General features: G+C 70.0%; 10 protein-coding genes. 3 read left to right on the plus strand and 7 right to left on the minus strand.

The genetic code is table 11. The features are described 5' to 3' along the window. The first annotated feature begins 69 nt into the window (after positions 1–69). Both CGQ25_RS04075 and CGQ25_RS04080 read left to right on the plus strand, forming a co-directional pair. A complete protein-coding gene (locus CGQ25_RS04075) occupies positions 70–2,292 on the plus strand; it encodes an NADP-dependent isocitrate dehydrogenase (protein WP_208711942.1) in 2,223 nt (740 codons plus the stop codon). Positions 2,293–2,594: 302 nt separating this feature from the next. Further along, the gene (locus CGQ25_RS04080) at positions 2,595–3,041 is read left to right on the plus strand and encodes a DoxX family protein (protein WP_208711943.1); all 447 of its coding nucleotides are present in this window, start codon (positions 2,595–2,597) and stop codon (positions 3,039–3,041) included. 157 nt (positions 3,042–3,198) lie between these two features. On the opposite strand, the gene CGQ25_RS04085 is transcribed toward CGQ25_RS04080, so the two are convergent. From CGQ25_RS04085 to CGQ25_RS04095, 3 genes are all read right to left on the minus strand, one after another. After that, a complete protein-coding gene (locus tag CGQ25_RS04085) occupies positions 3,199–4,515 on the minus strand; it encodes a hypothetical protein (protein WP_208711944.1) in 1,317 nt (438 codons plus the stop codon). Positions 4,516–4,591: 76 nt separating this feature from the next. Continuing rightward, on the minus strand, positions 4,592–5,542 hold the full coding sequence (locus CGQ25_RS04090; protein ID WP_208711945.1) for a hypothetical protein: 951 nt from the start codon (positions 5,540–5,542) through the stop codon (positions 4,592–4,594). Between the two features lie 97 nt (positions 5,543–5,639). Continuing rightward, positions 5,640–6,713: a Gfo/Idh/MocA family protein gene (locus CGQ25_RS04095; RefSeq protein ID WP_208711946.1), complete on the minus strand. Its 1,074-nt coding sequence runs from the start codon at positions 6,711–6,713 to the stop codon at positions 5,640–5,642. A gap of 87 nt (positions 6,714–6,800) precedes the next feature. On the opposite strand from CGQ25_RS04095, the gene CGQ25_RS04100 reads away from it, so the two are divergent. Beyond that, positions 6,801–8,681, plus strand: a complete 1,881-nt coding sequence (locus tag CGQ25_RS04100; RefSeq protein ID WP_208711947.1) for a heavy metal translocating P-type ATPase — start codon at positions 6,801–6,803, stop codon at positions 8,679–8,681. 36 nt (positions 8,682–8,717) lie between these two features. Here CGQ25_RS04100 and CGQ25_RS04105 read toward each other — a convergent pair whose 3' ends face one another. The 4 genes from CGQ25_RS04105 to CGQ25_RS04120 all read right to left on the minus strand — a co-directional run bounded on the left by CGQ25_RS04105 (position 8,718) and on the right by CGQ25_RS04120 (position 14,136). Then, a complete protein-coding gene (locus CGQ25_RS04105; RefSeq protein WP_208711948.1) occupies positions 8,718–9,824 on the minus strand; it encodes a sugar-binding protein in 1,107 nt (368 codons plus the stop codon). Positions 9,825–9,925: 101 nt separating this feature from the next. After that, the gene (mmsB, locus tag CGQ25_RS04110; RefSeq protein WP_208711949.1) at positions 9,926–11,209 is read right to left on the minus strand and encodes a multiple monosaccharide ABC transporter permease; all 1,284 of its coding nucleotides are present in this window, start codon (positions 11,207–11,209) and stop codon (positions 9,926–9,928) included. Positions 11,210–11,240: 31 nt separating this feature from the next. After that, positions 11,241–12,785: a multiple monosaccharide ABC transporter ATP-binding protein gene (gene mmsA, locus CGQ25_RS04115; RefSeq protein WP_208711950.1), complete on the minus strand. Its 1,545-nt coding sequence runs from the start codon at positions 12,783–12,785 to the stop codon at positions 11,241–11,243. A 160-nt stretch (positions 12,786–12,945) separates the two neighbouring features. After that, positions 12,946–14,136, minus strand: a complete 1,191-nt coding sequence (locus tag CGQ25_RS04120; protein WP_208712861.1) for an ROK family transcriptional regulator — start codon at positions 14,134–14,136, stop codon at positions 12,946–12,948. Positions 14,137–14,245 lie beyond the last annotated feature (109 nt).

Here is a 14,245-nt window from a genome sequence, read left to right on the forward strand (position 1 = left end):
CGGGTAGATTGGACCCGTTGATCTGGAAGAAGATCCCGCACAAGCAGCTCCACAGGGAGGCGCCCACCCATGGCCACCATCATCTACACGCATACCGACGAAGCGCCGATGCTCGCGACCCACTCGTTCCTGCCCATCGTGCAGGCATTCGCCTCGACGGCTGGGATCGACATCGAGACCCGCGACATCTCCCTTGCGGGGCGCATCATCGCAGCGTTCGGTGATTACCTGACGGAGGAGCAGCGCACGTCGGACGCGCTTGCGGAACTGGGTGCCCTGGCGAAGACGCCGGAGGCGAACATCATCAAGCTCCCGAACATCAGCGCCTCCGTCCCGCAGCTCAAGGCCGCCGTCGCCGAGCTCCAGTCGCAGGGCTATGCCCTCCCGGACTACCCGGACAACCCCTCCTCGGACGAGGAGACGGACATCCGTTCGCGCTACGACAGGATCAAGGGTTCCGCGGTGAACCCCGTGCTCCGCGAGGGCAATTCGGACCGCCGTGCCCCCCTCTCCGTCAAGAACTATGCGCGCAAGAACCCGCACTCCATGGGTGCCTGGACCGCCGATTCGAAGACCAACGTCGCCACGATGGGCGAGAGCGACTTCCGTGCCAACGAGAAGTCCATCGTGCTGCCTGCCGACGACTCGCTGACCATCCAGCTCGTGCTCGAGGACGGCACCGTCAAGGAGCTCAAGAAGGGCATCAAGGTCCTCGCGGGCGAGGTCGTCGACGGCACGTTCATGGACTCCGCCGCCCTTGACAACTTCCTCGCGGCCCAGGTCAGCCGGGCCAAGGAGGAGGGCGTCCTGTTCTCGGCGCACCTCAAGGCCACCATGATGAAGGTCTCGGACCCGATCATCTTCGGCCACGTCGTCAAGGCGTACTTCGCCGAGCTCTTCGACACCTACGGCAAGCAGCTCGCCGCCGCCGGCCTGAGCCCCAACAACGGCCTGGCCTCGATCCTCAACGGCCTCGACGACCTCCCTGAGGACGTCCGCGAGGGCGTCAAGGACGCGATCCAGAAGTGCCTCTCGGACGGACCGGCCCTCGCGATGGTCGACTCGGACAAGGGCATCACCAACCTCCACGTGCCCTCCGACGTCATCGTGGACGCCTCCATGCCGGCCATGATCCGAATCGGCGGCCACATGTGGGGCCCGGACGGCAAGGAGCACGACACGCTCGCCGTCCTGCCGGACTCCTCGTACGCGGGCGTCTACCAGACCGTGATCGACGACTGCCGCGAGCACGGCGCCCTCGATCCCACCACCATGGGCACCGTGCCGAACGTGGGCCTCATGGCCCAGGCGGCCGAAGAGTACGGCAGCCACGACAAGACTTTCGAGATCCCTGCCGCCGGAACGGTCCAGCTGGTCAACGCCGCCGGCGACGTCCTCCTCGAGCACGCGGTCAAGGCGGGCGACATCTGGCGCGCATGCCAGACCAAGGACGTGCCGATCCGCGACTGGGTCAAGCTCGCCGTGAACCGCGCCCGCGCCACCGGCTCCCCGGCCGTCTTCTGGCTCGACGAGGAGCGCGCCCACGACCGCAACCTCATCGCCAAGGTGCGCGAGTACCTCGGCGAGCACGACACCGAGGGCCTCACGATCGAGATCCTCGCGCCTGCCGAGGCCACCGCCTACACGCTCGACCGCCTCCGCAAGGGGGAGGACACTATCTCCGTGACCGGCAACGTGCTCCGCGACTACCTCACGGACCTCTTCCCGATCCTCGAGCTGGGCACGAGCGCCAAGATGCTCTCGATCGTCCCGCTCATCGCAGGCGGCGGCCTCTTCGAGACGGGTGCCGGCGGCTCCGCCCCGAAGCACGTCCAGCAGCTCGTCAAGGAGGACTACCTCCGCTGGGACAGCCTCGGCGAGTTCTTCGCCCTCGTGCCGTCCTTCGAGCTCTACGCCGAGCAGGCCGGCGTGCCCGCGGCGAAGGTCCTCGCGGACACCCTCGACCGTGCCACGGGCACGTTCCTCGAGGAGAACAAGTCGCCGGGCCGCAAGCTCGGCACCATCGACAACCGCGGCTCGCACTACTTCCTCGCCCAGTACTGGGCGAGGGAGCTCGCCCAGCAGACGGACGACGCCGACCTCGCCGCCGCGTTCGCGCCCGTCGCCGAGGCCCTGACGTCGAATGAGGAGGCCATCGTCTCCGAGCTCCTGGCAGTCCAGGGCTCGTCGGTCGACCTCGGCGGCTACTACCACCCGGATGAGGCCAAGGTCTCCTCGGTCATGCGTCCCTCGGCAACCCTTAACGGGGTCGTGGACGGCCTCCGCAAGTAGGTCCGCATATCGATTGCTGAGAAAGTGTCGTTCTGACGGCTCATAACGACATTTCTGGAGCAGTCGATTCACGAGCACGACGGCGCCCCGCGCCTCAGGCGAGCAACTCGCCCGGGGCGCGGGGCGCCGTCGTCCGTCTGGCTGCGGTGATCTCCGGCACAGTGTTGCGGGGGAAGTCGGGGTGGCTTTGACAGCGTGCATCGACCATCACCACAATGGTTGAAAGTTCAATTGAAGATTGAACAGCGTGTCGCCTGTTCGGCGGCCACCGATCCGATGACCTCTGACAGCAAGGAGCCTCCATGGCCACGACTTCCAGCCCCGCCCTCGCCGACGCCGCCCGCGCAGTCCTGCGGATCGCCCTCGGTGCGGTCTTCTTCGCCCACGGCTGGCAGAAGTTCTTCGAGTACACCATCCCGGGTGCTCAGGGTGCCTTCGCCCAGATGGGTGTCCCCGCCGCGCAGGTTGCCGCGCCGATCGCGGCCGGGCTCGAGCTCGTCGGCGGTGCGCTGCTCATCGTCGGCCTACTGACCCGCGTGGCCGCGACGCTGCTGGCCGTCGAGATGCTCGGTGCGCTGTTCCTCGTCCACGTCTCGGCGGGCATGTTCGTCGAGAAGGGCGGCATGGAGCTCGTGCTGCTCCTGGCCGCCGGCGCCGCAGCGGTGGCCCTCGTCGGACCGGGCCGCATCTCGCTCGGCGCCGCCATCTTCGGCCGCAGCTCGGGTCGTCTCGCGGTCATCGCCGCCTGAGCCCGGGCTGTTCCAAGGCACGACGGCGCCCCGCACCTCAGGCGATGTTTCTCGCCCGAGGTGCGGGGCGCCGTCGTGCGCGCTGTCTGCGTCACGGACGGCTTGAGGACCCGTCCTCATCGCCCGGGCCGGCAAGCCCGGGCAAACGAGGACTCTGTCAGGCCCGGACCCGGCGGCGAACGGTGCCGCCGAGGACCATCCCAAGGGTCAGGCCGATGGCGAGCGCCGCTGCGGCGAGGAGTGCAGCGAGCGTGAGCGAGACCCCGCCCACGGTGTCCTCGGCCATGGAAGCCAGGCACATGGCGGCCGGTGCGGCCGCGGGTGCTGCAGCCGCCGAAGGTGCGGCCGAGGCTGCAGCCGCGCCCGCTCCCTGCGTGGATACAGCCGGTCCGGCAGCCCCCGACGAAGCGGTCCCCGCCGCGTAGGCTCCGCCTGCGCCCGTCAGGATGGGTGCCGCGGCGGCAATGGAACCGGCCGTGGCGCCGGTCGTGGCACGAGCGGGGATGTCCGCGACGCCGGCAGGCGTTGCGCTTCCGGGAACGCCCTCAGCTGCGGCGCCGGCGTCCTGGACGGTCCCGGGCGCCGTTCCCGTGGTGCAGGAGCAGGGAGTGGTGCCCGAGCCCGCACCATCGCCCGCGGGCGTGCCGGTTCCCGGTTCTGCAGCCGGCGTCGCGATGCTGCCGCAGGTGCCGGCGGGCAGGGCTGCGGCCTCACCGTTCGTCGTCAGGGACAGCGGAGCCGAGAGGCAGACAGCCGGGACGGTGGTGAGGGTGGTGTCGCCGAGGACCGCGCCCGTGCCCGCTCCGGTGCCGCTGCCGGTGGCGCCGGTGAGGAGCCCGTCGGTGGTCAGCTGGGTGGGGGCGGTGGCCGCCACGGCGGGGACGGTGGTGAGGGTGGTGTCGCCGAGGACCGCGCCCGTGCCCGCTCCGGTGCCGCTGCCGGTGAGGAGCCCGCCGGTGGTCAGCTGGGTGGGGGCAGTGGCACCCACGGCCGGGACGGTGGTGAGGGTGGTGTCGCCCAGGACCGCGCCCGTGCCCGCTCCGGTGCCGCTGCCGGCTGTGCCGGTGAGGAGCCCGTCGGTGGTCAGCTGGGTGGGGGCGGTGGCCGCCACGGCCGGGACGGTGGTGAGGGCGGTGTCGCCCAGGACCGCGCCCGTGCCCGCTCCGGTGCCGCTGCCGGCGGTGCCGGTGAGGAGCCCGTCGGTGGTCAGCTGGGTGGGGGCGGTGGCCGCCACGGCCGGGACGGTGGTGAGGGTGGTGTCGCCCAGGACCGCGCCCGTGCCCGCTCCGGTGCCGCTGCCGGTGGCGCCGGTGAGGAGCCCGTCGGTGGTCAGCTGGGTGGGGGCGGTGGCCGCCACGGCGGGGACGGTAGTGAGTGTCGTGTTGTCTGCCGCGGTTGCGGCGGCTTGGCCGAGGCCGAACAGGCCTCCGGCCATGAGGGTGCCAAGGAGCACCCTTCGAGCGAGGGTATTCACAGTCTTCTCCTGACTAGGACGGAATGGCGCGGAGCGCCTGGGGATGCGGGTCTGCGCGAGGGCAGATGCGTCCCCTCTAGTCGGGAGTTGAGCCCGGATCGAAGGCCGGTGCGGCCGGCAACGGCGGGCCGGCGAGGCGCAGCCTTGCTCCCACGAGCCACAGGAGCCCGAGGGAGAACGACGCGGCCGCCAGCGCCGCCGCTCCGATCGGGCCTCCGCCCAGACCGGACGACGAACCCCCCAGCGAGCCCGGCGCCGGAGCCGGCGGAAGGACCGAGATCAGTGGCTGCCCGTCCGAGGGCAGCACGGGGACGATGCTCGAGAGCGCCTCTGCAGCATGGTGAGCAGCGAACGCCGTGAAGGCGTAGCCGGATGCCAGCGACCAAGGCGTGGGGGCACTGGCCGCTCCAGCGCTCAGAGGCGGGGCGGAGTCCAGGACCGCGGCCTGTGCGGGTGCGGTTGGCGCGTCAGCTTCGGCGCCGACCGGTGGAACGGACTCTGGCAGGGGTGCTGGCAGGGCAGGCTCGACCGCCACAGCGGTGTCGGCCACCGGCGTCACCAGGTCGACGACCGGGAGCACGGCGTCGTCCACCGCTCCGCCCGCGGCGTCTCCCACCACGGAAACCACCCCGCCTACCGCGGCCGCGGTGTTGCCGACCACGGGATCGAGGATGGGGGCAACCGGAGCGAGGGGACCGTGCGTCACCGGGGCGAGCGCGTCGGGGACATCCTCGACGACGGCACCGAGAAGGACGGTCGTGCTGCTGACGGTCTCGCCGGGGGTTCCGCCTGCAGGGCTCACCTCGGGAAGGGCATTCACGACGCTTGCAGCCTCGGACGCGACAGGGGAAGCCACGCTGGCGACAATGGACGACGGCGAGGCAGCAGTGCCGCCCAGAAGGTCGCCGGATGCCGCGGACGCGGGGGAGCCTGAGACGACGAGCCAGGCGAGGCCAAGGCCGGCGGCGGCTGCGGCGTGGCGGGCAAGGGCGACGGCGCGGACTCGCCACGGTGTGGCAGTGCGCATCGGCCCTCCTCCCCACGAGGTCGTTACGGCAGCCATGCTAAACGGGTCCGGTGCTGGAGGTCCAGAGCCGGAGGAGAAGAAGCTGCAGGCAGTCCGCTCAGCGGCGGGCGTCGTTGGGGTAGCTGATCCCCAGCTGCGCGCGCACCCCGTCGAAGAGGCGCATGGTGTCGAGGGTGTGCTGCCATGGCATGGTGGGGCTCTCGGTGACTCCCTGCTGGATGCAGCGGGTGACCTCGCGCAGCTCGTACACGTACCCCCGCGCGACGATCTCGAGCTTCTCCACGCGGGCCGGATCCCACCCACGGCGGACCACGAGCTCGGTCGGGTTGTTGATGCTCCCGACGGTCGTCAGCACGCCCTCGGTCCCGGCCACGGTGGCCGTCCGCGGTCCGTGCGCGAGGAGGGAGGATGTCAGGGCCGCGAGCTGGCCGCCGCTGTAGGCGAGGGTCAGGATGTTCTGGGAGTCCACGCCGTCGTCCGTGAGCGTGCCCACCGCGGTGAGCGAGTCGGGGAAGCCGAGCGTCCCGATGGCCCACAGCAGCGGGTACACCGTGAGGTCGAGGAGCGCGCCGCCGCCCGCGGCGACGTCCCAGAGCCGGCTGGCAGGGTCCTTGGGGGCGGGGAACCCGAGATCGGCCGAGACCCACTGCACCTCGCCCAGCTCCCCGGACTCGGCGATCTCGAAGGCCCGCTGCATGCCCGGAACGAACCGGCTCCACACCGCCTCCATGAGGAACAGCCCCCGAGCCGCCGCGAGGTCGACCAGTTCCTGCGCCTCGTGGGCGGTGACCGTGAAGGCCTTCTCGACCAGGACATGCTTGCCCGCCTCGAGGGCGGCCTTGGCCACCTCGTGGTGCTGCCCATGCGGCGTCGCCACGTACACGACGTCCACGTCCGGGTCCTCCACGAGCCGGCGGTACCCTGGGACCCCGGCCTCGTCCCCATAGGCGTGCGCGAAGCCGAGCTCCCGGGCGAACTGCACCGCACGGTTCGCGCTGCGCGAGCTCACGGCGTGCAGGCTCGCATCCGGCAGCAGCGTGAGGTCCCGCGTGACCGTCCGGGCTATCCCGCCGGTGGAGACCACGCCCCACCGCAGCGTCGCCCCGGTGGCGGCGAGCGGATCCGACGGGGTCTGCAGGGACAGCCACGGGTGCTGGATGTGACGCGTCATACGGGCCATCCTTCCACGTCCGGTACGGCTGACGAGGACAGCCTCGCCTTGCTGGACGCGCACCGGGGTCAGGGGCAGGATCGAAGCATGGGGATCGTGGGTGTGGCCCGTCAGAATCCGCTCGTCGTCGCGGCGATCGCCGTCCTCGCCCTGTCCCTGGCGCTCGCGGCCGCAGGCCAGGACGGGCCCGCGCGGATCATCGCGAGCCTGTTCGCCGGGGGAGTGGCCGCGTGGACCGCCGTCGGCATGGTCCGCTCGCTCCTGAAGGGCAAGTGGGGGCTGGACATCCTCGCCGTCACCGCGATCGTCGCGACGCTCCTGGTCGGCGAGTATGTCGCCGCGATCATCGTGGTCGTCATGCTCACCGGCGGCGAGGCGCTCGAGGACTTCGCGGCGGGGCGCGCCAAGCGGGAGCTGAAGGCCCTGCTGGACCGCGCTCCCCGCGTCGCGCACCGCCAGGTGGACGGCGGGCTGGTCGAAGATGTGCTGCTCGAGGAGATCCGCCCCGGCGACCTCCTCGTCGTGAGGCCCTCGGAGGTCGTCCCCGTGGACGCCGTCCTCGTCTCGGCCGCCGCGAGCTTCGACGAGTCGTCCCTCACGGGCGAGAGCCTGCCCGTGGACCGCGAGGAGGGCGAGGACGTCCTCTCCGGCTCCGTCAACGGCACGGCCGCCGCCCTCGTGAGGGCGACGACCTCGGCGGCGGACAGCCAGTTCTCCCAGATCGTCGCCCTCGTGCGGGAGGCTTCCGAGAGCAAGGCCCCGGTGGTCCGGCTCGCCGACCGGTATGCCGTGCCGTTCACCCTCTTCTCGCTGGCCCTCGGCGTCCTCGGCTGGTGGCTCTCGGGGGACCCGCACCGCTTCGCCGAGGTCCTCGTCGTCGCCACGCCCTGCCCGCTCCTGATCGCCGCGCCGGTGGCCTTCATGGGCGGCATGAGCCGGGCCGCGAAGCACGGCGTGATCGTCAAGGGCGGGGCCGTCATCGAGGTCCTCTCACGCGTGCGCACGGTCGCGTTCGACAAGACGGGCACCCTCACGCGCGGCCGCCCCGAGCTCGTCGACGTCCGGCCGGCGGGCACGTTCGACGCCGGCACCCTCCTGGCGCTCGCGGCCTCCGCCGAGCAGTACTCGACCCACGCGCTCGCCTCGTCGGTCGTCGAGGCCGCGCTCGCCCGCGGCCTCTGGCTCGAACGGGGAGACGGAGCCGAGGAGGCGGCCACGAACGGTGTCCTCGCCCACGTCGGCGGCCACCGCGTCCTGGTCGGCAAGCGCGCCTACGTAGGCTCCGAGGTCGGCGCCGGCCTCGACGAGCCGGACCTCGGGCCCGGCGAACTCGCCGTCTACGTTGCCGTCGACCGCGCCTTCGCCGGCGTCGTCGTGCTCCGGGACCTCCCGCGCCCCGAAGCGAAGGGGACCCTGGAGCGGCTCGCGGCGGCCGGCGTCGGGCACACGCTCATGCTCACCGGCGACTCGCCCACCACTGCGCGCAGCATCGCGGGAGAGCTGGGCGTCACGGACGTCCGGCCCGAGCTGCTGCCGCTCGACAAGGTCGAGATCGTGCGCGCAGCCGAGCTGCGCCCGGTCCTCATGGTCGGCGACGGCGTCAACGACGCCCCGGTCCTGGCCGCCGCCGACGTCGGGATCGCCATGGGCGCGCGCGGCTCGACGGCCGCGAGCGAATCCGCGGACGCCGTGGTGCTGGTCGAGGACATCTCGCGCACGGCGAAGGCCGTCGAGATCGCCCAGCACACCGTCCGGGTCGCACTCCAGTCGATCTGGCTGGGCATCGCGCTCAGTGTCGGGCTCATGCTCGTCGCGCTCACCGGTGCCCTGCCCGCCGTCGTCGGAGCCCTGCTCCAGGAGCTCGTGGACCTCGCCACGATCCTCAACGCCCTCCGGGCCATCGGGAGGGTGCGCCCACGCACAGCGGCGGCCGCCCCCGGAAGGGGAGCGGCCGCCGTCGTGCGCTGAACGCCCAGGGGCAGGGCCCCCGGTGCCTGAGCCAGGCTACTGTGTGAGCTTGCTCAGGGTCGGGTCGTTCGCGTAGGCCTCCTTGGCGTTGGCCTTGGTCACGATGACCGGCGGGAGCAGGTACGCGGGGACGGTCTTGACGCCGTTGTTGTACGACTTCTCGTCGTTCACGTCGACCTTCTGGCCGGCCTGGAGCTGCTTGACCATGTCGATGGCCTTGTTCACGAGGTTCCGGGTGTCCTTGTTGATGGTCGAGTACTGCTCGCCGGCCATGATCGACTTGACCGACTCGACCTCGGAGTCCTGGCCGGTCACGATCGGGATCGCCTTGCCGGCGCCCTTGACCGAGGTGATGATCGCGCGGGCGAGCGTGTCGTTCGGCGAGAGCACGCCGTCGAGGTTCGCGGACGTGTAGTTCGCTGCGAGCAGCGTGTCCATGCGCTTCTGCGCGTTCTCGGCCTTCCAGCCCTGCGTCACGGCCTGCTCGAAGGACTTCTGGCCCGAGAGGACCTTCAGCGTGCCGTCGTCGATCTTCGGCTGCAGGACGCTCATGGCGCCGTCGAAGAACACCTTGGCGTTGGCATCGTCGGGGGAGCCGGCGAAGAGCTCGATGTTGTACGGGCCGCTGGGCTTCTTGGCCTTCATGCCGTCGAGGAGGGCCTGGCCCTGGAGCTGGCCGACCTTGAAGTTGTCGTACGCGACGTAGTAGTCCACCGCGTCCGTGTTCTTCAGCAGACGGTCGTAGGCGATCACCGTCGCGCCGGAGGCCTTGGCCTGCTGGACCTGGGTGCCGAGCTGCGAGCCGTCGATCGCGCCGACGATGATGACCTTCGCGCCCTTGGTCACCATGGCCGAGATCTGGTTCTGCTGCTCGGACACGCCGCCATTCGCGAACTGGACGTCGCCCTTGAAGCCGGCTCCCTTGAGACCGTCGTTGAACAGCTGCTCGGCGAGCACCCAGTTCTCCGATGTCTTCTGCGGAAGAGCGACCCCGATGAGCGCGTCTTTGGCGAAGCCGCCCGAGCCGCTGGCCCCGCCGCTCCCGCCGGAGCTGCTCGGTTCCGAGCGGCCGCAGGCCGTCAGCGCCAGTGCTGCGATGCCAACGACCGCGACGGCCCTGGCTGCCCTTGAAAACATGCGCATGTTCTCCGCTTTCTTCTGTGTGTTCGTGATGGTGTTTGGTGGGGAACTGTGGGCTGGCGCCGAGCGGGGACGCACGACGCCGTGTGGTCGGCCTGGGCGCCTCAGGCGTCCTTGGCCAGGACCTCGCTGGTCTTGGTGGTCTCGTCCGGCTGGAGCGGGGTGCCCCGGGTGCCCGTGCCGCCGCCACCGCCGCGGATGAGCAGGCCGATGATCGAGCGCCGGCCCTGGGTCTTGTTGTAGACGTCGAACGCGACGGCGGCCAGGAGCACGAGGCCCTTGATGATCGCGGTGAGGTCCGCGCCCACGCCGAGCAGCTGGAGGCCGTTGTTGAGGACCGCCATGACGAGGCCACCGACGATCGACCCGATGACCGTGCCGACGCCGCCGGTGACTGCCGCGCCGCCGATGAACACGGCCGCGATCGCGTCGAGCTCCCAGCCGGTGCCGTCGAACGGGCCGGACGCTGTGGAGCGGGCCACGAAGACCATGCCGGCCAGGGCCGCGAGGATGGCCATGTTCATCATGACGAGGAAGTTGACCTTCTTGGACTGCACGCCGGAGAGCTCGGCGGCGTGGCGGTTGCCGCCGACCGCATAGATGTGGCGCCCGATCACGGTCTTGGCCGAGATGAAGCCGTAGAGCAGGACAAGGATGCCGAGGATGATGCCCGAGACGGGGAACGAGGTGCCGGGGCGGCCGGTGGCGAAGAGGTACGTCGCGTAGAGGATCGCGCCGCAGATCAGGACGAGCTTCGTGACGGTCACCCACAGCTCCGGGACCTCGGCCCCGAGCTCCTTCGCGGTGCGGCGGTTCCTGACCTCGAAGAAGACCACGGCGGCCGCGCCGAGGAGCCCGAGGAGCAGGGTGAGATTGTTGTAGCCCGTGTCCGGGCCGACCTCCGGGAGGAAGCCCGCGCCGATGGTCTGGAAGTCGCGTGGCACCGGGATGGTGTTCGACTTGCCGATGTACTGGTTCACGCCGCGGAAGATGAGCATGCCGGCGAGCGTGACGATGAAGGCCGGGATGCCGACGTACGCGACCCAGAACCCCTGCCACGCGCCGATCACCGCGCCGATCGCGAGTCCCAGCAGGAAGCCGACCCACGAGGGGAGGCCCCAGTCGCGGATCGCGAGGGCCACGATGATCCCCACCGCTGCCGCGACCGAGCCGACCGAGAGGTCGATGTGGCCAGCGATGATCACCAGGACCATGCCGATGGCGAGGATCAGGATGTAGGAGTTGCCATTGAAGAGGTTGATCACGTTGTCCGGAGTCAGCGTGAGACCGCCGGTCAGGATCTGGAACAGCACGATCAGTGCCACGAGGGCGAAGATCATGCCGAACTGGCGGGTGTTCCCGCCGAAGAGCTTCTTGAGGGCGTCCATGGGGTGTCCTTCGGTCTCCTGGTTCTTCGTCTCAGGCCGTCTTGCGGGTCTGGGTCATGAGCTTCATGAGGCTCTCCTGCGTAGCCTCTTCCTTGGTCAGGACCCCGGTGATGGCGCCCTCGAAGATGGTGTAGATGCGGTCCGAGAGGCCGAGGAGCTCGGGCAGCTCTGACGAGATGACGATGACGCCCTTGCCCTGGCTCGCGAGCCTCTGGATGATGCCGTAGATCTCGTACTTCGCCCCGACGTCGATGCCGCGGGTCGGCTCGTCGAGGATGAGCAGCTCGGGGTCGGTGAACATCCACTTGGCGAGGACGACCTTCTGCTGGTTGCCGCCCGAGAGCTTGGCCACCCCCTCGTCGACGCTCGGGGTCTTGGTCCGCAGCGACCGCCGGTACTCCTCGGCGACCTTGTACTCGCGGTTGCGGTCGACGACGAGGCCCCGGGTGATCTTGTTCAGTGCGGCCGAGACGGTGGTCGTCTTGATGTCGTCCAGGAGGTTCAGCCCGAGCGACTTGCGGTCCTCGGTGACGTATCCGAGGCCGGCCTCGATCGCCTGGGCGACCGTGCGCATCCTGACCTCCTTGCCGTGCATGAAGGTCTGGCCCGAGAGGACCTTGCCGTACGAGTGGCCGAAGATGCTGCGGGCGAGCTCTGTCCGCCCGGCGCCCATGAGCCCGGCGAAGCCCACGATCTCGCCCTTGCGCACGAAGAAGCTCGAGTTCTTGCACACGAGCCGGTCGGCGACCTGGGGGTGCTGGACGGTCCAGTTCCGGACCTCGAACAGGACCTCGCCGATGGTGGGCGTGTGGTCGGGGAACCGGGACTCGAGCGTGCGGCCGACCATCCCCTTGATGATGCGGTCCTCGTCCACGCCGTCCGCCTTGACGTTGAGGGTCTCGATGGACTTCCCGTCGCGGATGATCGTGATCTCGTCCGCGATCTGCTCGATCTCGTTGAGCTTGTGGGAGATCATGATGCTCGTGACGCCGCGGCCCTTGAGGCCGACGATGAGGTCGAGCAGGTGCTGGGAGTCCGACTCGTTCAGCGCCGCCGTCGGCTCGTCGAGGATGAGCAGCCGCACCGACTTGTTGAGGGCCTTGGCGATCTCGACGAGCTGCTGCTTGCCGACGCCGATCTCCTTGATGGGCGTGTCCGGGTCGTCGGCCAGGCCCACGCGGGCGAGCAGTTCGAGGGAGCGCTTGCGGGCTTCCTTCCAGTCGATGACGCCGCGCTTGGTCGGCTCGTTGCCGAGGAAGATGTTCTCCATGATCGAGAGCTCGGGGATGAGCGCGAGCTCCTGGTGGATGATCACGATGCCCGCGTGCTCGCTGGCACGGATGTCCTTGAACTCCTGGACCTCGCCCTGGTAGACGATCTCGCCGGAGTAGGAGCCGTGCGGGTAGACACCCGAGAGCACCTTCATCAGCGTGGACTTGCCGGCGCCGTTCTCCCCGCAGATGGCGTGGATCTCGCCGGCCTTCACCTTCAGGTTCACGTTCGAGAGTGCCTTGACCCCCGGGAACTCCTTCGTGATGGACCTCATCTCGAGGATCACCGCTTCGTTCGGCGCCATGTGCCGCTGCCTCCTGGTCGAACGTCGTTGTCCGGCGGCCTGATCGGCGGCGCCGTCTGAGTAGAAAGTAAACAAGCATGCACAGGTTGCCGTCAAGCCTTTAACGCAATCGTGGTGAGGTCACCGTGCGCGGTGCGTGGCCGGCGTCGTGCGCGAGCGGTCAGTGGTGGGCGATGTCCGCGTTCTGGAAGACCAGCGCGGCCGCGCCGAGCACCTCCGCGCGGGCGCCGAGCGCGGACATGGTGACGGTGGTGGTCTCGCCGATGAGCGGGACCGCGTGACGGAGCAGCCCGCGCCGGATCGGCTCGAGCAGGATCTCTCCGAGGTCCGCCAGAGGCCCGCCGATGACGATCACCTCGGGGTTGATGAGGTTGGCGACGTTGCCGAGTGCGCGGCCGACGGCGAGCCCGGCGTCGTCGATGACCCGCAGCACGGCGGGGTGGCCCGCGAGGGCGCGCCGGACGATCTCGTCCGGGGTGAGCGGCTCCGGCTGGCCGCGCGAGAGGAGCTCTGACATGGTGGTCGTCGAGGCGACGGTCTCGAGGCATCCGCGGTTGCCGCAGCGGCACACGGCCCCGTGTTCGACGATGGTGGCGTGGCCGATCTCGCCGGTCACGCCGACCTGCCCGTAGAACAGCAGGCCGTTGAGGATCAGCCCGGCGCCGATGCCCGAGCCGATCTTGACGAAGACGAGGTTCTCTACGCCGCTGTGCGGGCCCCATGTGACCTCGCTCAGCGCGCCCAGGTTGGCGTCGTTGTCCACGAAGACGGGCAGTCCCAGCCGTTCCTCGAGGTGCGCGAGGAGGTGGAACCCGACCCACTCCGGAAGGATGGCGCCCTGGGCGACTGTCCCCGTCCGGTGGTCGATCGGACCGGGGATGCCAGCGCCTACGCCCACGACGTCCGCGCGGCGCACGCCAGCGTCCTCGAGGAGCGAGTCCAGGAGGTCCACGGCCGCGGAGATGCTCACGTCGGCCTCATGTCCGAGCGGCAGCGTGATGTTCTGCTCGGCGAGGACCTCGTAGGCGAGGTTGGCCAGGACGACTCGCAGGTGCCGCCGTCCGAAGTCGATCCCGACCGCCACCGCCGAGTTGCTGTTCAGGCGGACGCTCAGGGCCCTCCGGCCGGAACTCGTGGTCGGCTCGGTGGCGACGACGCCGGCGTCGTGCAGCACCTTGACGATGTTGGACACGGTCGCGGTGGAGAGGCCGGTCTGCCGCGACAGCTCGGCCTGCGTGGCCGGGCCCGCCATGAGGGTTTCCACGATGCGCTGCTCGTTGAGCTTTCGCAGGGCCGATTGGGAGCCCGGGTTGTCGGTGGCGCTCGTCGTCGAACGCAGCGTGGAGACCATGCGGTACAGCTTCCCCTTCATCCGGCTTGTCGTCAAGAAATAAACGCAACAGGTGCGCCATGCGTTCCAGTCTTGCGGAGTCGGCGGCCTGCCGGGCGCAGCCGGCCAG

The organism is Sinomonas sp. R1AF57, assembly GCF_002224485.1.
Classification (GTDB): domain Bacteria; phylum Actinomycetota; class Actinomycetes; order Actinomycetales; family Micrococcaceae; genus Sinomonas; species Sinomonas flava.